We start from the raw sequence: 18,751 nt of genomic DNA, 5'->3' as shown, positions 1-18,751 counted from the left end.
GCACCCGCGCCGGCCGCTGCCGCCCCGGCGGCCGCCGTCGCCGCCGTCGCGCCCGCGGAAGCCGCCATCACCGCCTCCACGGCCGGTGCCATCACCTCGCCGATGGTCGGCGTCGCCTACTTGGCGCCGGAGCCGGGCGCTGCGCCGTTCATCACGCTGGGTGCCACGGTCGCCGCCGGCCAGACGGTGCTGCTGATCGAGGCGATGAAGACCTTCAACCAGATCAAGGCCCCGAAGGCCGGCACCGTGACCCGCATCCTGGTCGAGAGCGGGTCCCCGGTCGAGTACGGCGCGCCGCTGCTGGTGATCGAGTAAGGCACAGCATCATGTTCAAGAAGGTGCTGATCGCCAACCGGGGCGAAATCGCTCTGCGCGTCCACCGCGCCTGCAAGGAGATGGGCATCCGCACCGTCGCCGTGCACTCCACCGCGGATGCGACCGCCATGCATGTCCGCCTGGCGGATGAAAGCGTGTGCATCGGCCCGCCGCTGGCGCGCGACAGCTACCTGAACATGGCCGCCATCCTCTCCGCCGCCAGCATCACCGGCGCGGAGGCCATCCATCCCGGCTACGGCTTCCTCTCCGAGAACGCCAATTTCGCCGAGATGGTGGAAGCGCACGGCTTCGCCTTCATCGGCCCGACGGCCGAGCACATCCGCATGATGGGCGACAAGATCGCCGCCAAGCAGGCCATGGCGTCGCTGAACGTGCCGCTGGTGCCCGGCAGCGACGGCGAGTTGACCAGCCTGGAAGAGGCGCGCGAGGTCGCGGCGCGGGTGAAGTACCCCGTGCTGATCAAGGCGGCCGCCGGCGGCGGCGGGCGCGGCATGAAGGTGGCGCATTCCGAGGACGAGCTGGAGGAAGCCTGGCGGGTGGCCCGGACCGAGGCCAAGGCCGCCTTCGGCAACGACGCCGTCTATCTGGAAAAGTACCTCGACCGTCCCCGGCATATCGAATTGCAGGTGATGGCCGATTCCTACGGCAACGTGGTGCATTACGGCGAGCGCGACTGCTCCCTGCAGCGCCGCCACCAGAAGCTGGTGGAGGAGGCGGGCAGCCCCGCCTTGACCCCGGCGGAGCGCGAGGCGATCGGCGCACAGGTGACCAGCGGCCTGTCCAAGCTGGGCTACCGCAACGCCGGCACGCTGGAATTCCTGTGGCAGGACGGCCAGTTCGCCTTCATCGAGATGAACACCCGCCTGCAGGTGGAGCACCCGGTGACCGAGATGGTCAGTGGCATCGACCTGGTGAAGGAACAGATCCGCATCGCGGCGGGCGAGAAGCTTGGCTACACCCAGGAGGATGTGAAGTTCGAGGGCCACGCCATCGAATGCCGCATCACCGCCGAGGACCCGGACACCTTCATGCCCTCCCCGGGCCGGGTGAACACCTTCCATGCCCCGGGCGGGCTAGGCGTGCGGGTCGATAGCGCGTTGTATTCCGGTTATTCCGTACCGCCGAACTACGACAGCCTGGTCGCCAAGCTGATCGTGCATGGCAAGACACGGGCCGAAGCCATCGCCCGCATGCGCCGCGCGCTGGAGGAGATGGTGGTGGACGGCATCCGCACCACGCTGCCGCTGCACCAGCGCATCATGGCCGACCCGCAATTCCAGAGCGGTGACTACACCATCCACTGGCTGGAACGCTTCGTTGGGCTGAAGGACTGAGGGAAAGGCCAGGGGAAGGCATTCCCCTGGACCCCATCTTTTTTCTGTGGTTTCGGGTTGGCGCTGCCGGACCGGAAGGGCGCGCTTCTGCTGAATGTCGGGGGCCGCGTGGGCTGAGCGTTTAGCCGCCGAAGGCGTCCGACCTGCGGTACAGCCGCAGCCCAGGCTTTAAAGAGCCGACGCAGCATCAGCCACACCCAAAAGACTCGCAGAAATAAAGAAGGGGCCCGGGGAATTCCTTCCCCGGCCTTGCTTCCTCTGCCGCCACATGCCGCCAGCCCGGCTTTGCCCTGGCGCTGGCACACCGCCTTCACGCTTTTGCCACTTGAGGCAGGCATCCATAGCTTCACCGTACCGTTCTGTTGGTAAGGGCGATTGGCGCCCAGGCCGATGAAGGACATGGGCGCCAAGATGATGCCTGCCTGGAGAGCCTTATGACCGGCTTCTCGCCCACCGAGTCCACCGAGGCCCTGCGCCGCCTGCGTGAGGAGCCGGCGGAGATCCGGACCGCCGACCGGCTGCGCCGGCTGGCGGTGCTGAAGCCATGGCTGTGGCTGGCGGCCGGGCTGGTGCTGGCGGCCATGGCCGTGTTCGCCCTGCACCATTTGTCGGAGGAGCTGGACTACAACGCCGTGGCCACCGCCCTGGCGGCGAAGAGCTGGGGCACGATGGCAGCGGCGGTGCTGGCGGCGGCCATCAGCTACGCGGCGATGGTGGGCTACGACCTGTCGGCCGTACGGCATGTCGGGCCGGTGCCGCCGGTGCCGCGCCGCATCGCCGCCCTGGCCTCCTTCTGCGGCTTCGCGCTCAGCAACAGCATGGGCGTCGGCGCCTTTACCGGCAGCGCGGTGCGTTGGCGCATCTACGCGGCGGCGGGGGTGGACCCCAAGCAGATCGCCCGCATGCTGGTATTCGTCACCGTCAGCTTCAGCCTGGGCATCTTCTTCGCGGCGGCGCTGGGCGTGCTGCTGGCCGCCAGCCACATGGCCGAATGGTTCGGCCTGACCGCGCGCTGGCTGCGGGTCGGGGCGGCGCTGGTGTTGGGCGCCATGGCGGGCGTGGCGGTGCTGGGGCGGCTGCAGAGCGGCCCCATCCGCATCGGCCCGCTGACGCTGCGGGTGCCTTCCTTCAAGCTGATCCTGGCACAGGGGCTGATCTCGGTCGTCGATCTCGGCGCGGCGGCGGTGGTGCTGTGGCTGCTGCTGCCGCAGGGGGCGGTGGACCTGCCCTCCTTCGTCGCCCTGTATGTCGTCGCCATCGCCATCGGTGCCGCCAGCCACCTGCCGGGCGGCATCGGCGTGTTCGATGCGGTGGTGCTGATCGCCTTCCGTGGCACCGGCGTGCCACTGGACCAGGTGGCGGCCGCCCTGCTGCTGTACCGCGCCATCTATTTCGCCCTGCCGCTCGGCGCCGCCATTCTGCTGCTGACCGGGTTCGAGATCCGCCACCGCGTACCCGCCCTGGCTGGCGGCGCGCGGGCGTTGCGGGCTTCCACCCGGCTGATGCCGCGCTTCCTCGGCGTGCTGGCCTTCGCCGCGGGCACGGCGCTGCTGCTGGGCGGCATCGCCCCGCCGGTCGAGGGTTTTGCTCCTGGCTTCAACCTGCCCAACCTGCCGCAGCCCTTGTTCGAGGCCTCGCACCTGCTCTCCTCCGTCGGCGGGCTGGCGCTGCTGTTCGTCGCCTATGGGCTGGTGCACCGGCTGGATGGCGCCTGGTGGCTGGCGCTGCTGCTGGCCGGTGGCGGCATCCTGCTCTCCGCCGCGCGCGGCAGTGGCCTGCTGGAGATCGGTCTGCTGGCCCTGCTGGCTGTGGCGCTGCTGACCTCCCGCCGCCGGTTCGACCGCCGCGCCGCCATGCTGACGCTGACGCCCGGCTGGTGGCTGGCGGTGGCCTGCGTGGTCGCCGCCGCCACCTGGCTGCTGTTCTTCGCCCACCGGGATGTCGAGTACTCCCGCCAGCTCTGGTGGCGGTTCGAGCTGGACGAGAATGCCCCCCGCGCCATGCGCGCCACCCTGGCGGTGGCGCTGATCGCCGGTGCCGCCGGGCTGTGGAGCCTGTTGCGCCCGGCCCAGACCCGCACCTACCGCCCCATGGCCTCCGAGCTGGTGACCGCCGTCGCGGTGGTGGAGAGGCAGGAGAGCGCCGGCGCCAACCTGGTCCGCATGGGGGACAAGGCGTTGCTGATGTCGCCCGGCAATGACGCCTTCATCATGTATGGCCGGCGCGGCCGGTCCTGGATCGCGCTCTACGACCCGGTGGGGGAGAAGAAGCAGCGGGTGGAGCTGGTCTGGCGCTTCGTCGAGCTGGCCGACGCCCAGGGCGGCCGCGCCGCCTTCTACCAGGTGCGGCCGGATACCCTGCCGCTCTACATCGATGCCGGGCTGCAGCCGCTGAAGCTGGGCGAGGCCGCCCGCGTGCGCCTGGAGGCCTTCGAGCTGAAGGGCAAGGCACGGCAGGCGCTACGAACCGCCATCAACCGGGCGGAGCGGGAAGGGATGACCTTCGAGATCCTCCGCCCCGCCGAGGTGCCGCCCATCCTGCGGGAGCTGGAGGAAGTCTCCACCCTCTGGCTCAGCCAGCACAATGCGCGGGAGAAGGCGTTCTCCCTGGGGGCGTTCGAGCCCGCCTACGTCGCCAGCCAGCCGGTGGCGGTGGTGCGCGGGGCGGACCGCCGCGTCATCGCCTTCGCCACGCTGCTGGATACGCCCCAGGCCCGCACCGAGATGTCGGTGGACCTGATGCGCCACCGGCCGGACATGCCGCCGGGCACCATGGATTTCCTGTTCACCCGCCTGCTGCTGGTGGCCAAGGAACAGGGCTACGCCTTCTTCGACCTTGGCATGGCGCCGCTTTCCGGCCTCGCCGCCCACCGCCTGGCGCCGATCTGGTACCGGCTGGGCGGGCTGGTGTTCCGCCGGGGCGAGCGCTTCTACAATTTCAAAGGCCTGCGCGCCTTCAAGGAGAAGTTCGACCCGGTGTGGGAGCCCCGCTACCTCTGCACCGCCGGCGGGCTGGACCCCTGGGTGGTGCTGGCGGATGTCGCGGCCCTGCAATCCGGTGGATTGCGCGGCGTGATCGGGAAGTAGGACGATGATGAAGCGACGCATGCTGCTGGCGGGCACCGCCGCCACCCTGTTGGGCGCGCCCCTGGCCCGCCCGGCGCTGGCCGCGCGCGATACCTCCCGCTGGCTGGTGGAGATGCCGGCACGCGGGCAGGGGCGGAAGGACGTCTTCGCCCTGATCCTCTCCGGCGACGGCGGCTGGCAGGATATCGACCGCACCATGGGCCGAAATTTCCGCGACCGCGGCGTTTCCGTGCTTGGTTTCGATTGCTTGAACTGGTTCTGGACCCGCCGCCAGCCCGAGGAAGTCGCCGCCGAGATCGACCGCGTCGTCGCCCTCTACGTCGAGAAGTGGGACATCCCGAAGGTGGCCATCATCGGCTACTCCTTCGGCGCCGACATCATGCCCGGCACCTGGCCGCGCCTGAAGCAAGAAACGCGGGACCGCGTGGTGCTGATCTCCCTGCTGGCCTTCGCCAAGGAAGCGGCCTTCGAGATCCGCATCGGCGACTTCCTGGGCATGAGCCGCCCGACCGCCGTGCCCACCCTGCCGGACGTGCCCAACCTGCCGCCGGAGCTGGTCCAGTGCGTCTATGGCACGGACGAGACGGCCGATACCGGCTGCCTCGCCTTCCGCTCCCCGCCGGCGCAGATCATCGGCATCAAAGGCGGCCACCATTTCGATGAGAACTACCACGCGCTGGCGGACCGTATTTACGCCCGCCTGCCGCCCCGCCCCGCATGAGACCGGCGTGAGGCTGGCGCCCGCATGGCTTCCGGGCCCATCATGAACCCTGTGACACGGCACCCGGTGCGGATCACCCCCGAATTGCTGCTGCGGGCCTACAGGGCCGGCCTCTTCCCCATGGCCGAGTCACGTGATGCCGGCCGGCTCTACTGGCTGGACCCCGAGATGCGCGGCATCCTGCCGTTGCAGGGCTTCCACCTGCCGCGCCGGCTGGCCCGCACCGTCCTCTCCGGCGGCTTCACCGTCACCGCCGATACCGCCTTCAGCCGCGTCATCACCCTCTGCGCCGCGCCCGCCCCGGGGCGGGAGGACAGCTGGATCAACCCGGAGATCGAAGCGCTGTTCACCGCGCTGCACGAGTTGGGCGTCGGCCACTCGGTGGAAGTCTGGCAGAACGACCGGCTGGTCGGTGGCCTGTATGGCGTGGCCATGGGCGGCGTGTTCTTTGGCGAGAGCATGTTCAGCCGGGTGCGCGATGCCTCCAAGGTCGCGCTGGTGCATCTGGTGGCGCGGCTGCGGCTGGGTGGTTTCGTGCTGCTGGATACCCAGTTCATCACCACCCACCTGACCCAGTTCGGCGCCCTGGAAATCCCCCGCGCCAGCTACCGCCAACGCCTCTCCGCCGCCCTGGAAACCGATGCGCGCTGGCTGGTCACGCCGGACGGGCTGGAGGAGGAGATCCGGGCGCTTCGGGTCTGAAAGGTCTTTGGTGGTGGAGGGGAGAAGGCCGGGGAAGGAATTCCCCGGGCCCCTTCTTTTGCTTTTTCGAGTTTTCGGGCAGGGCTGTTGGGCGGTTGGTCCTGAGACCCGGCTGGATACGCCGGAGGTCTGGGACCTCCGGCGACTGGGGGTTCAGCCCGGGTGGCCCATTGATGAAATCATCAAGCAGCGTCCGCTCTCAGTCTCCAGCGCCGTCCCAAACGCGCAGAAAAAAGAAGGGGCCCGGGGAATTCCTTCCCCGGCCTTCTCCGCTCGCTTCCCTTATCTGAAAGCCGGCGGGGTCCCTGGCGCGGTACGCCGGGCACAAAAAAAGGGAGCACCGTGGGGTGCTCCCTGTCTTTGCCTCTCCGGGGAGAGGCGGGGCGGGGCCGGGGCCCCGCCGGTATCAGCGCGAGTAGAACTCGACGACCAGGTTCGGTTCCATCTGCACCGGGTACGGCACATCGGACAGCTTGGGGGCGCGCAGGTAGCGGCCCTTCATCTGGCGGTGGTCGACTTCCAGGTACTCGGGAACGTCACGCTCGCCGGACTGCGCGGCATCCAGCAGCACGACCAGCTGCTTGGACTTCTCCTTCACCTCGATCACGTCGTTGTCCTTGACGAGATAGGAGGGGATGTTGACGCGCTTGCCGTTGACCGTGATGTGGCCGTGGTTGACGAACTGGCGGGCAGCGAACGGGGTCATCGCCAGCTTCAGGCGGTAGACCACGGCGTCCAGGCGGCGCTCCAGCAGCTCGATCAGGTTCTCGGAGGTGTCGCCCTTACGGCGCACGGCCTCCTCGTAGTACTTGCGGAACTGCTTCTCGCCGATGTTGCCGTAGTAGCCCTTGAGCTTCTGCTTGGCCATCAGCTGGATGCCGAAGTCAGTCGGCTTCTGCTTGCGGCGCTGGCCGTGCTGGCCGGGGCCGTACTCGCGCTTGGCAACCGGGGACTTCGCACGGCCCCACAGGTTCACGCCAAGGCGGCGATTGATCTTGTACTTGCTTTCCGCGCGCTTCGTCATGCGGCGGGCTCCTTCTTCGTACGCGACCCGTCCTTATGAACAGATGTCGCTGCCCCGAGGGGCGATTTGTCCCGGTAGTCCCGAGGCGGGCATGCCAAGGGCGGGCGCGCAGGACAAGCCTGCGTCCGCTTTCCCGGAAGGGAGCGCGCCTTTACCCGCCCGGGATCAGGCTTGTCAAACCTCCAGCCGCCGCCTACTGCCGATTCCATGGTGACGCGCGAAGAAATACTGGTTCTGGGCCTGAAGGCCGGGGTGACAGGTAGCCTGGTGGGCGGCCTGATGCTGGGTATCGGCTTGGGGCTGGTGGTCAACAATGTCCATGCCGGCTGGGTCCTGGTGCTGCCCGCCGCGCCCATCAGCGGCATGCTAGGCTATTGGATGGCCCGCGGGCTGTCCCGGCGGGCGGCTAGCAGGGACTGAATGCTGGGTACTGGCCAGGGGCGCTGCTCCTGGACCCCGCCGGGGTGAACGTCCACCCCGGACCCTGCTGCAAGATTGTCCTGGGCTTGGGCGGCCCTGTGCTGCCGTTGCCAAAAGCCCCTTCAATGAATCCCAATAGCCCAAGCAGGCCAGACATTCATCGCCAGGGGCACAACCCTCAGCGCAACCGCAGAGTGTCGAATGCCAAACTTATGGCGGGGTCTGGGGTGACCCTGGCACCCCGGCGGGAGGGGTCCAAGGAGGGCAGAGCCCTCCCTGGCGTGCGCCATATAATAGAGAAAGGGGGCCGCGATGACCGCGACCCCCTTTCCCGAACTCACCGAGGCTGAATTGCCTCACGCGGCCATCAGTGCCTCGGACTGGCGGCGCACCATGTCCTGGTATGGGCCGGGGCGGCGCACCAGCATCTCGGGCGAGCCGTCCTGCACCACCTGGCCACCTTCCATGACCACGATGCGGTCGAAGTTGGACAGGGTGGCGAGGCGGTGGGCCACGGCAATCACGGTGCGGCCTTCCATCAGCCGGTCCAGCGCCACCTGCACCTCGGCCTCGCTCTCCGAGTCGAGCGCGGAGGTCGCTTCGTCCAGCAGCAGGATCGGCGCGTTCTTCAGCAGGGCGCGGGCGATCGCCAGCCGCTGCCGCTGGCCACCGGAGAGCTTGGCGCCACGGTCGCCGACGATGGTGTCGAAGCCTTCCGGCAGCGCCTCGATGAACTCGCGGCAGCGGGCGGCCTCGGCAGCTTCCAGCACTTCGGCATCGGTGGCGTCGGGGCGGGCGTAGCGGATGTTCTCCAGCACCGTGCGGTGGAAGAGCGAGACGTCCTGCGGGACCACCGCGATCATGTCCGCCAGGCTCTCCCGGGTACCGTTGGCGATGTCCTGGCCATCGATGGTCACGGCGCCTTCCTGCGGCGCGGCGTGGCGCTGCAGCAGCGTCAGCAGCGTGGACTTGCCGGCGCCGGAGCGGCCGACGACGCCGACCTTCTGCCCGGCCGGGATATCCAGCTGCAGGTTGCGCAGGATCGGCGCGCTGCCGGCGGGGGCGGCGGGGTAGCGGAAGGTGATGTTGTTGAAGATCACCTCGCCACCCGTTGCGGCCAGGCGGCCGGCATTCTGCGCGTCCGGCATGTCGTGCGGCACCAGCAGGGCGCCCAGGGCCTCCCGCATGCGGGCCACGTATTGGGTCAGGTCCACCAGCGCCATCGCCAGGTCGCGGCTGGCATGCAGGATGGTGAAGCCCAGGGTGCAGACCAGCACGATGTCGCCGGTGGTGGCGCGGCCGATCTGCCACAGATGCACGGCCCAGCCGAGCAGGCAGGCGGTCAGTACCGCGGTGGCGGCACCGTGCACCAGGCGCAGCTTCTCCAGGTAGCGCAGGCTGGCGCGGCGGGCGCCGGTCTCGGCGCCGAGGGCACCGTCCAACCGGGCCGACTCGCGGCCGAAGGCACCGAAGGCGCGGACCAGGGCGAAGTTCTGCACGACGTCGACCAGCTGGCCGTCCACGGCGGCGGCACGGCCGGCGAAGCCGTCATGCAGCTTCTCGCCCTTGCGGCCCAGGAAGGCCACGCCGGCCGCCAGCGCACCGGCCGCCAGCACCAGGCAGCCCGCCATGATGGGGTCGACCGAGGACAGGAAGCCGATGGCCAGCACCACCGCCACGGCGGGCGGCACGGTGTGCCAGGTGAAATTCTGCAGCAGGGTGAAGCCCGCGGTGCCCGTCGCGCTGATCCGGCTGGCCAGCGTGCCGGCGGAGCGGTTGGCGAAGTAGCCCGGCGCGTGGCCCGCGAGGTGGCGGAACAGCTCGGCCCTCATCGAGGCGGTGGCGCGCGGGAAGCGGTCCGCCGCGATCCAGCCGCCGACGCGCCACAGCATGTTGTCCGCCGTGATGATGCCGGCCAGGATGGCGAAGGCCGTCCACACTGCCGCCGCCGCCACCTGGGACGGGTTGCCGGACAGCGTGTCGATCAGGTTCTTGACCGCGTAGTTGGCGCCCACCGAACAGCCGACCGCACCCAGCACCGACAGCATGATCGCGATATGCGACCCGGCATGCGGCTTCATGTGGCGCAGCAGGTAGGCCACCGGGCGGTGCGCGTAACGCAGCACATCGTCCTTCTGCGCCTGGCGCGTGGCGGTATCGGGCATCTGGGACTGGGTCTCGGTGGGCTGCATGGGGGCCAGGGCCTCCTGTTCATCCGCTGTCAGCACATGCTCGTGAGTCACGCCGCATCTGCGTTGATATGCATGGAACAACGCCATCACGTCGAAATCGTGGCGAACTGTGCCGAATCCCTACCGTATTCGTGACCCAGATTGCGGATCAGACCCCCAAGGGGGCCATGTCATTGACGGAGTACCGACCCGATGCGTATCGCCCAGATCGCTCCCCTGACGGAAGCCGTGCCCCCGAAGCTGTATGGTGGCACCGAGCGGATCGTGTCCTACCTGACCGAGGGCCTGGTGGAGCTCGGCCATGAGGTCACGCTCTTCGCCAGCGGCGATTCGGTGACGGCGGCGACCCTGGCGCCGATGAGCGCCAAGGCCCTGCGCCTCGACCCCTCCGTGCGCGATACCAATGCGCCGCTGGCCCTGATGCTGGAGACGGTGTACCGCCGCCGGCACGAGTTCGACATGCTGCACTTCCACCTGGACTACTTGCCGTTCTCGCTGTTCTCCCGCCAGGGCACGCCGATGGTGACGACGCTGCACGGCCGGCTGGACCTGCCGGAGCTGCAGCCGGTGTTCGATGCCTTCCGCGACGTCCCGGTGGTCTCCATCTCCAACGACCAGCGCAAGCCGCTGCCGCAGGCGAACTTCGCCTCGACCATCTATCACGGCCTGCCGGAGCACCTGCTGACGCCGCGCACGGATACCAAGCCGGGCTACCTGGCCTTCCTGGGCCGCATCGCGCCCGAGAAGCGCTGCGACCGCGCCATCGAGATCGCCATCGCCACCAACACGAAGCTGAAGATCGCGGCCAAGGTGGACCGGGCGGATGTCGACTACTACGAGCAGAAGATCCGCCCGATGATGGACCATCCGCTGGTGGAGTTCATCGGCGAGATCAACGAGCAGCAGAAGCCCGAATTCCTCTCCGGCGCCACCGCCCTGCTGACGCCGATCGACTGGCCGGAGCCGTTCGGCCTGGTGATGATCGAGGCGATGGCCTGCGGCACGCCCGTCATCGCCTTCCGCCACGGCTCGGTGCCGGAAGTCGTGGACGAGGGCATCACCGGCTACGCGGTGGACACCATGCAGGAAGCCATCGCGGCGGTGGACCGCGTGAAGGCGCTGTCCCGCGCCCGGGTGCGCCAGCAGTTCGAGGCGCGCTTCACCGCCCGCCGCATGGCGCAGGACTATGTGGACCTCTACGAGCGCCTGGCCCATGGCCGCGCGACGGAGCTGCTGGTCGCCGCCGAGTAAGCGCCCACAGCCACTCCATGACCCAGGCCCGGGCGAGGAATCGCCCGGGCCTTTTTCGTGCGCGGCGCCCGCCGCCGCCGCCGGGTCGGAATTTACGTTCCAGTTTTGCATTTATCGGTGTCGTTACGACCCCGGAGGCAATAATTGCATGGCCGCAATGCGTAATTTCGCTCGTTGCGAGACCTGCTAAAAATAACTCCGCTGTTGTGCACCGGAACGAGCCACCCCCATGTCCCGCACCCATGGCCAGCTACCGCGTCACCACGCCTTAGCGCATGGGTGGAGGCCGTGGCGTTGAGCCCGTTTCCGCAGAACCAGCAAGGCTGGGTGCTGCGCATGGCGGAGGACCAGGATGCGCCCGGCATCCTCGCCATCCTCAACGACATCATCCTGACCACCACCGCCGTCTATACCGACCGGCCCGAGTCGCTGGAGGAACGGCTGGTCTGGCTCCACCACCGCCGTGCCCTGGGCTACCCTGTGCTGGTGGCGGAATGCCTGCGGGACGGCAGCATCCTCGGCTTCGCCAGCTTCGGTGACTTCCGCGGCGGCTGGGCCGGCTTCCGCCACACGGTGGAGCACTCCGTCCATGTCCGCGCCGACGCACGCGGCCGCGGCGTCGGCCAGACCCTGGTGGCCACGCTGGTCGAACAGGCCCGCTCCCGCGGCAAGCACGTCCTCGTCGCTTCCGTCGATGCAGAGAACGCTCGCTCCCTGCACATGCACGAGAAGCTGGGCTTCACCCGCGTCGCCCACATGCCGCAGGTGGGCTGCAAGTTCGGCCGCTGGCTGGACCTGGTGGTGCTGCAACTGGTGCTGAGCGACGATACGCCCTGCTGACGGGGCGGGGATGAAGGGGAAGGCCGGAGAACGAATTTCCCGGACCCCTTCTTTTTTCTGCCAGTTCGGCGTTTCGCTGCAGGAATGAGAGCGGACGCTTTTGATGATACTTAAAATGAGCCATTAGGGCTGAACCCTCAGTCGCCGGAGGTCCAGGGCCTACGGCGCACCCAGCCGTCACTCAGCACCATGCCCTCAGCAGCAACCCCGGCAGAAACTCGAAAAAGAAAGAAGTAAGGTCCGGGGATTTCCTTCCCCGGCCTTCCCTCCACTTCTCAAACCTCTCAATCCCTCTTCAGCAGCTCCGCCACCCGCCGGGCCAGGTCCGCCTGCCGGAAGGGCTTGCGCAGGAGTGGGAAGGTGCGGGGCACGCTGGTGGGGTCGGCGTAGCCGGAGAGCATGAGGATGGGCACGTCCGGCCGCCGGCTGCGGAACTGGGTGGCCAGTTCCAGCCCGCTCATGCCCGGCATGGCGTAGTCGGTGACCAGCAGGTCGATCGGCTCGCCCTTGTCCAGCAGGGCCAGGGCGGCGGTGGCATCTCCGACCTCCACGGTGTGGTGGCCGAGTTCGTTGAGGAAGGTGGCGGTCACACCGCGCACGCCGGGGTCGTCATCCACCAGCAGCACGCGTGCGGTGGGGCCGTGCGGCGCGCCGCCCTCGCCGGGCTGGTGGGCCGGGCGCAGCGGCTTGGTGGAGCGTTGCAGCACCATCTCCACCAGCGTGCCGCGGCCGGGCTGGCTGGAGATGACGACGGCGCCGCCCGATTGCCGCACCAGCCCGTAGACCATGGAGAGGCCGAGCCCGGTGCCCTTGCCGACATCCTTGGTGGTGAAGAACGGCTCGAACGCCTTGGCGATGATGTCCGGCGTCATGCCGGTGCCGGTATCGGCGACGCCGACGACGACATAGTCGCCGGCCGGCAGATCCTGCACCTCGGCCTCGGCCAGGGTGGCATTGCGGCTGGAGAGGGTGATGGTGCCGCCGTCCGGCATGGCATCCCGGCTGTTGATGCACAGGTTCAGCAGGGCCAGGCTGAACTGCTCCGGGTCGGCGATGGCGGGCCAGGGCGCTTCGTCCAGGGCGTAGGCCAGGCTGACATCCTCGCCCAGGCTGCGGGCCAGCAACGCCTCCATCTCCCGCACCATGGCGTTGACGTCGGTGGGGCGCAGCAGCAGCTCACGCTTGCGGCTGAAACTCAGCAGGCGGCGGGTGAGGGCGGAGCCGCGCTCGGCGGCGGTGATCGCCGTCTTGAGCAGCATCTCCTGCCGGGCATCCTTGGGCCCGCCATGCATCATCAGGTCCAGGCTGCCCATGATGGCGGTCAGCAGGTTATTGAAGTCGTGCGCGACGCCGCCGGCCATGGTGCCCAGCGCCTGCATCTTCTCCGCCTGGTGCAGGCGGTCTTCCAGATTCCGCTGCTCGGTCAGGTCGTGCTCGAAAGTGGCCAGATGGGTCAGCGCGCCGTGCCGGTCCAGGATGGGCAGGCGCTGCACGCGCACCCAGCGGGTCTGCGCGCCATCCTGCTTCTGCACGATGTCGTCGGTGCCGTGGCCGCTCTCGATCACGGCGGCCTCGGCCAGCGCCAGCTCGGCGCCCTGCTCGGGCGGCAGCAGGCTGGTTTCCTGCTGGCCGAGCAGGCTTTCCGTATCCCCGCCCAGCGCCTGCGCCTTGGCGCTGTTGAGCCGGACGAAGCGGCCGGAGACATCCTTGAAGGACAGCGCGTCGGACGAGGCATCCAGCAGGCCGCGCAGCAGGGCGCGCTCGGTCTCCAGCGCGCGGGCCAGGCGGTGGCGCTCCATGGCGCTCATCACCATGCTGCGCAGGGAAGCCGGGTCCCAGGGTTTGGGGGCGTAGAAGGCGATGCGGCCCTTGTTGACGGCGCTGATCACCGCCTCCAGCTCCGCGTAGCCGGTCAGCAGCAGCGCCTCCGCCTGCGTGATCTCGCGTGCCTGGGCCAGGAAGGCGTCGCCGGTCATGCCCGGCATGCGCTGGTCGGAGATGATGACATCCACCTCCGGCGAGCGGCGCAGAATATCCAGGCCCTCCGCGCCGGACGTGGCCGCGTGGACGCGGAAATCCTCTTCGAACAGATCTTCCAGCGCGGTGAGGATCTCGGGCTCGTCATCGACGACGAGCAAGGTTCCCCGTCGCAGCTTGCCACTCGTCCGGTTGGTCATGGCATCCATCAGCTCAGGGTTCAGTCCGCATCGGCACGCTGACCGTGAAGCAGGCGCCGCCCTCCGGCGACGTGCCCACGGTGATCGTGCCCTCATGCGCCGAAACCACATTGTAGGCGATGGCGAGCCCAAGGCCAGTCCCTTGGCCGATCGCCTTGGTGGTGAAGAAGGGTTCGAAGACGCGGTCGCGCAGCGCCTCCGGCACGCCGGGGCCGCTATCGGCGATGGTGATGGTGTAGCTGCGCCAGTCGCTGCGCGTGCCGATGACGATGCGGCCCTGGCCGGGAATGGCATCCGCCGCGTTGCTGACGAGGTTCATGACCACCTGGTTGAACAGGGCGGGCAGGCAAACCAGTTCCTCCACCCCGCGCAGGTCGCGCTCCACGATCACCCGGTCTCCCAGCTTGGGGCCGAGCAGGGTCAGCACCGTCTCCACCGCCTCGGGCACCTTCACCAGCTGGAAGGCGCCGTCATCCTGGCGGGAGAAGCGGCGGAGATTGGCCACCAGGTCCTGGATGCGTGCCAGGCCCAGCGTCATGGACTGGGCGCGGTCCCGGCCACGGGCCACCAGAGGCGCGGCCTCGCTCTCCGCCGGCAGCAACGCCTCCACCTGGCCCAGCAGGCGCTCCACCGTGCCCTGGTGCGCCTGGATGAAGGCGAGCGGGTTGTTGATCTCGTGCGCGATGCCAGCCACCAGCTCACCCAGCGACGCCATCTTGGCGGATTGCACCAGCCGCGTCTGGGTTTCGCGAAGTTCCTTGTTGGTGGCTTCCAACTCGGCATTCGTGCTGGCCAGCGCCTCGGCCATCGCGGCCTTCGCCTCGGCGTGGGCGATGGTCAGCGCCTGTTCGCGCAGCGTCTCCGCCGCGCGGCGCTCCTCCTCCAGCAGCAGCTTGCGGCGCAGGGCGGCGCGCAGCCGCACGCTGAGCACCTCGGCCGGGGCCGGGCTGGGGATCAGGTCGTCCGCCCCGGCGGCGAACAGCCGGGCGAGCAGCGCCTGCTCCTCCACCCCCGCCACGCCATCGCGCACCAGAGCCACGATCTGGAAAGGGGAGGCGGCCTTGGCGCGGAAGCCATCCAGCCGCGCCGCCAGGGCGACGCCGTCGAAGCCGGCGGTGGCGGCGTTCAGCAGCACGCCGTCGAACGCCCCGGCCTCGGGGCCGGGCTTGGCGGCCAGGGCGGCCAGGGCGGCCTCCGGCGTTGCCACGGCCTCTACCGCGTGGCCTTCCCGCTGCAGCTGGGCGCTGAGGGCGAGGCGCTGGGTCGGGCTGTCCTCCACCACGAGGATGCGGGTGCGGCGGAAGGTGCTGCCGGAGGGCTCGGCCAGGGTGGCGTCCACGCGGCCGCGCAGCAGGGCGCGCAGCCGTGCCAGCAGCAGGTCCGGCGCCGCCGATTTCGGCACATAGGCGTCGGAGCCGCTTTCCAGCCCGTGGCGCTCCAGGTCCCGCTCCCGCGCCTCGGTCAGCATCAGCACGGGCAGGGTGCGGGTGCGGCTGTTCAGGCGGATCTGCCGCACCATCTCGTCGCCATTCATGGCGGGCAGGTGATAGTCGGCGATGACGAGGTCCGGCAGCGGGCCGTTCAGCGCTTCCAGCGCCGCCTCGGCCGTCGCGGCGCGCTGCACGCCGAAGCCCTCGGCCTCCAGCAGGTGGCGCATCTGCAGCGCCTGGGTCTCCGAGTCCTCGACCAGCAGGATGTCGTGGCGTCCGGCATTCATCCGAAGGCCTCCTTGCGTGCGAGTTGGAGCAGGCGCGGCCCGATCGCCGGCAGCGGCAGGCTGAGGCTGGACCCGCCGAGGCGGACCGCCGCCGCCGGCATGCCGTAGACCACCGCGGTACTCTCGTTCTCGGTGATGGTGTAGCCGCCGGCCTGCCGCATCTCGGCCAGCCCGATGGCGCCGTCCTCCCCCATGCCGGTCAGCAGCACGCCCAGCGCCCGCGCGCCGGCGGCGGTGGCGACGCTGCGGAACAGCAGGGTGGCGGAAGGCCGCTGGCTGGCGATGGGCTTCTCCAGGCTCAGCCGCAGCGTGTTCTGCGGCGAGAGCAGCAGGTGCCGGTCTCCTGGCGCGACATAGACATGGCCGGGTTTAGGGACAGTGCCTTCCTCCGCCAGGCGCACCGGCAGCGGCACCAGCCCGTCCAGCCAGTTCGCGAACCCTTCCATGAAGGCGGCGCCCATGTGCTGCACCAGCAGCACCGGCAGCGGGAAATCCACGGGCAGCGCGCCCAGCACCTGGGCCAGCGCAGGCGGCCCGCCGGTGCTGGCGGCAATGGCCAGCACCGCCGGCGCCTGGGCCGGGCGCGGCGCCGCGTCCGGCAAGGGCGGGCGCAGCCGGGGGGCAATGGAGGGGCGCTGCCGGATCACCGGCACCTGGCTCATGATGTAGAGCTGGGTGCAGATGGTCTCGGCGATCTGCTCGTGCCCGCCCGTCTCGATGCCCACCGGCTTCTCGACGACCGAGAGCGCGCCGGCCCGCAGCGCGTTCATGGAAATGTTGAAGCTCTCGTCCTGCACGGCGCCGGCGATGACGACGATGGGCGTCGGGTGCTCCGCCATGATGCGGCGCGTCGCCTCCAGCCCATCCATGCCGGGCAGGCGGATATCCATCGAGATGACGTCCGGCCGCACGCGCGGCAATTCCTGCAGCGCTTCCTCGGCCGAGGCCACGGCGGCGGCCAGCGCCAGGCGCGGATCGCGCGAGACGATGTGCGCCAGAAGCCGTCGCATGACGAGGGAATCCTCGACGATCATGACGCGCACAGGGGAGAGAGGGAGTCCGGACTTCATCAAAGCATCTGGCCGATCGTTGCCAGCAACTCCCGCTGGTCGAATTTCTGCTTGGCTATATAGGCACCCGCACCGAGATCAAGCCCGCGCCGGATATCTTCCGGATCGGTGCGGGAGGTCATCAGGATTACCGGCAGAGGCGCCAGCCTCGGGTCGTTCTTCACCGCCTGCAACAGCGCGAAGCCGTCCATGCGCGGCATCTCCACGTCGGCGACGACGAGGTCCACCACGTCTTCCCCGCCACGCAGCAGGTTCAGCGCGTCCAGCCCATCGACGCTGAGCAGCACGCGGTAGCCCTGGGCTTCCAGGATGCTCTTCTCCAGCGTGCGGGTGGTGATGGAATCGTCCACCACCAGGATGGTGCGCGTCGCCTGCCGCTCCGGCACCGGGGCCAGGCCCAGCGCGCCGGCGCCGACATGGCCTTCGTCCCGCAGCCAGCGGCCGACCAGCCCTTCCGGGCTCAGCACCAGCACGGCCAGGTCGCCCTCCCGCGGCGCCACGCCGCTGACCAGCTCGGCATCCAGGCCGGGGGCCTCCAGGCTGTCCACCAGCAGGGTCTGCACGTCCCGCGCCGCCTCCACCGCCACGGCGCAGCGGCGCTGGCCGCGGCGCAGCAGCATGGCGTTCACGTGGCCGCCCTCCACCGGAATGGTGGCGGAGGACGCGCCGAGCAGGGCGGGCAGGGCGATCACGGGAACCACAACGTCCTGCCCGCCCGCTTCGATGCGGATGACTGCCTGGCCCTCGACGCTTTCCACCGTCGAGACAGGCAGGCGCAGCAGGCGCTCCACGCCATGGCTTGGCACGCCGTAGGTCTGCCCGTCCGCTTCCACCAGCAGCAGGCGCTGGCGGGCGGCGGAGAACGGCACCGCGATTTCCACCAGCGTGCCGCCGCCGGAGTGGCGGGCGCGCATCAATGCGTCGCCGCGCAGCCGCCGCGCGGCCTCCGCCACCACGGACAGGCCCATGCCGCGGCCGGACAGCCGGTCGATCTCGGCGGCGGTGGAGAAGCCGGGCTCGAACACCAGCGCCAGCAGGCGGTCCGGATGCGGCGGGGGCGCGCCGGGCGCACGTTCCGGCAGCAGGCCCTGGCGGATCGCCGTCGCCTCGATCCGCGCGAGGTCGGGGCCGCGCCCGTCATCGCCGACCGTCAGCACCAGCAGGCCGCCACGGCCGGACAGGCGCAGGACGATCTCGGCCTTGGCCGGCTTGCCGCGCGCGGCGCGTTCCTCCGGCGCTTCCACGCCGTGGCTGATGGCGTTGCGCAACAGGTGCAGCACCGGGTCCTTCAGCGTCTGCAGCACGCGGCGGTCGGCCTGCAGGTCCATCCCCTCCAACCGCACGGAGACATCCTGCCCGGCTTCCCGCGCCAGTTCCCGCGCCATGCGGCCCAAGGGGCCGAGGATGGTCTCGGCCGGCACCAGGGCGATGGTCTCCACCTGGTCGCGCACGCGCTGCGCGGCGGCCTCGGCGGTCCAGCTATGGGCGCGGTGTTCCCGCCGCAGCCGCGCGGCGGTTCGGGAGAGGCGGGCCAGCCCGCGTTCCGCCTGGCGCAGGCGCGGGTCGGCCTGGGTGCGCAGCAACGCCTCCCATTCCCGCCGCAGCCCGTCCAGCTCGCCTTCCAGCCCGCGCAGCCCGGCTTCCAGCCCGGCCTGGCGGGAGACTTCCTCGGACAGCGCGTGCACGGCGGTGGAGAGAGTCTCGATCTGCGTCGCGTTGATGCGGAGATACTCGACCGGCGCGGCGTCCGGCACAGCGGCATCCGCGACAGGGCCTGAAGCCGCCTCCGGGATACTGGGGGGCGGCGGCGCCATGGGCGCTGCCTCCGCCGCCGGGGCGGCGCCGGGCAGCACCGCCGCCAGCGCCCGCAGCGCCTCGGCG

General features: G+C 69.7%; 14 protein-coding genes. 8 read left to right on the top strand and 6 right to left on the bottom strand.

Going from position 1 to position 18,751, the window contains the following annotated elements:
• The 5 genes from IBL26_RS23290 to aat all read left to right on the top strand — a co-directional run.
• On the top strand, positions 1-315 hold a 315-nt coding region (locus tag IBL26_RS23290; RefSeq protein ID WP_187786902.1), incomplete at its 5' end, for an acetyl-CoA carboxylase biotin carboxyl carrier protein.
• Positions 316-326: 11 nt separating this feature from the next.
• Positions 327-1,670, top strand: coding sequence for an acetyl-CoA carboxylase biotin carboxylase subunit (gene accC, locus IBL26_RS23285; protein WP_187786901.1), 1,344 nt, complete (start codon positions 327-329; stop codon positions 1,668-1,670).
• A 434-nt stretch (positions 1,671-2,104) separates the two neighbouring features.
• The gene (mprF, locus tag IBL26_RS23280) at positions 2,105-4,756 is read left to right on the top strand and encodes a bifunctional lysylphosphatidylglycerol flippase/synthetase MprF (protein ID WP_187786900.1); all 2,652 of its coding nucleotides are present in this window, start codon (positions 2,105-2,107) and stop codon (positions 4,754-4,756) included.
• Positions 4,757-4,760: 4 nt separating this feature from the next.
• Positions 4,761-5,477 carry an AcvB/VirJ family lysyl-phosphatidylglycerol hydrolase gene (locus tag IBL26_RS23275; RefSeq protein ID WP_187786899.1) on the top strand — a complete coding sequence of 239 codons (717 nt, stop codon included), beginning with the start codon at positions 4,761-4,763 and terminating at the stop codon, positions 5,475-5,477.
• A 42-nt stretch (positions 5,478-5,519) separates the two neighbouring features.
• Entirely contained in the window at positions 5,520-6,179 is a 660-nt protein-coding gene (aat, locus tag IBL26_RS23270) for a leucyl/phenylalanyl-tRNA--protein transferase (protein WP_187786898.1), read from the top strand.
• Positions 6,180-6,585: 406 nt separating this feature from the next.
• Here the strand turns inward: aat and rpsD are convergent, their stop codons facing one another.
• A complete protein-coding gene (gene rpsD / locus IBL26_RS23265) occupies positions 6,586-7,203 on the bottom strand; it encodes a 30S ribosomal protein S4 (RefSeq protein ID WP_187786897.1) in 618 nt (205 codons plus the stop codon).
• Between the two features lie 171 nt (positions 7,204-7,374).
• On the opposite strand from rpsD, the gene IBL26_RS23260 reads away from it, so the two are divergent.
• A complete protein-coding gene (locus tag IBL26_RS23260; RefSeq protein ID WP_241749705.1) occupies positions 7,375-7,623 on the top strand; it encodes a hypothetical protein in 249 nt (82 codons plus the stop codon).
• 356 nt (positions 7,624-7,979) lie between these two features.
• On the opposite strand, the gene IBL26_RS23255 is transcribed toward IBL26_RS23260, so the two are convergent.
• Positions 7,980-9,815 carry an ABC transporter ATP-binding protein gene (locus tag IBL26_RS23255; RefSeq protein ID WP_206684296.1) on the bottom strand — a complete coding sequence of 612 codons (1,836 nt, stop codon included), beginning with the start codon at positions 9,813-9,815 and terminating at the stop codon, positions 7,980-7,982.
• Between the two features lie 192 nt (positions 9,816-10,007).
• On the opposite strand from IBL26_RS23255, the gene IBL26_RS23250 reads away from it, so the two are divergent.
• On the top strand, positions 10,008-11,066 hold the full coding sequence (locus IBL26_RS23250) for a glycosyltransferase family 4 protein (RefSeq protein ID WP_187786896.1): 1,059 nt from the start codon (positions 10,008-10,010) through the stop codon (positions 11,064-11,066).
• A 288-nt stretch (positions 11,067-11,354) separates the two neighbouring features.
• A complete protein-coding gene (locus IBL26_RS23245) occupies positions 11,355-11,906 on the top strand; it encodes a GNAT family N-acetyltransferase (RefSeq protein WP_367615496.1) in 552 nt (183 codons plus the stop codon).
• Positions 11,907-12,190: 284 nt separating this feature from the next.
• Here the strand turns inward: IBL26_RS23245 and IBL26_RS23240 are convergent, their stop codons facing one another.
• The 4 genes from IBL26_RS23240 to IBL26_RS23225 all read right to left on the bottom strand — a co-directional run.
• On the bottom strand, positions 12,191-14,083 hold the full coding sequence (locus tag IBL26_RS23240) for a response regulator (protein WP_241749704.1): 1,893 nt from the start codon (positions 14,081-14,083) through the stop codon (positions 12,191-12,193).
• Between the two features lie 13 nt (positions 14,084-14,096).
• Positions 14,097-15,800 (bottom strand): response regulator, encoded by a 1,704-nt coding sequence (locus tag IBL26_RS23235; protein ID WP_187786894.1) that lies wholly within the window; start codon positions 15,798-15,800, stop codon positions 14,097-14,099.
• Positions 15,797-16,870, bottom strand: a complete 1,074-nt coding sequence (gene cheB, locus IBL26_RS23230; RefSeq protein WP_241749703.1) for a chemotaxis-specific protein-glutamate methyltransferase CheB — start codon at positions 16,868-16,870, stop codon at positions 15,797-15,799. The genes IBL26_RS23235 and cheB overlap by 4 nt, the downstream gene beginning before the upstream one ends.
• Positions 16,870-18,751: hybrid sensor histidine kinase/response regulator (locus tag IBL26_RS23225; protein WP_187786893.1), on the bottom strand; the 1,882-nt coding region annotated here is incomplete at its 5' end. The genes cheB and IBL26_RS23225, both read right to left, overlap by 1 nt.

The sequence above is a fragment of the Teichococcus aerophilus genome, from assembly GCF_014490485.1.
GTDB lineage: Bacteria > Pseudomonadota > Alphaproteobacteria > Acetobacterales > Acetobacteraceae > Pseudoroseomonas > Pseudoroseomonas aerophila.
Note: the sequence above shows the minus strand (reverse complement) of the source record. Positions and strands in the feature narration are given on the sequence as shown.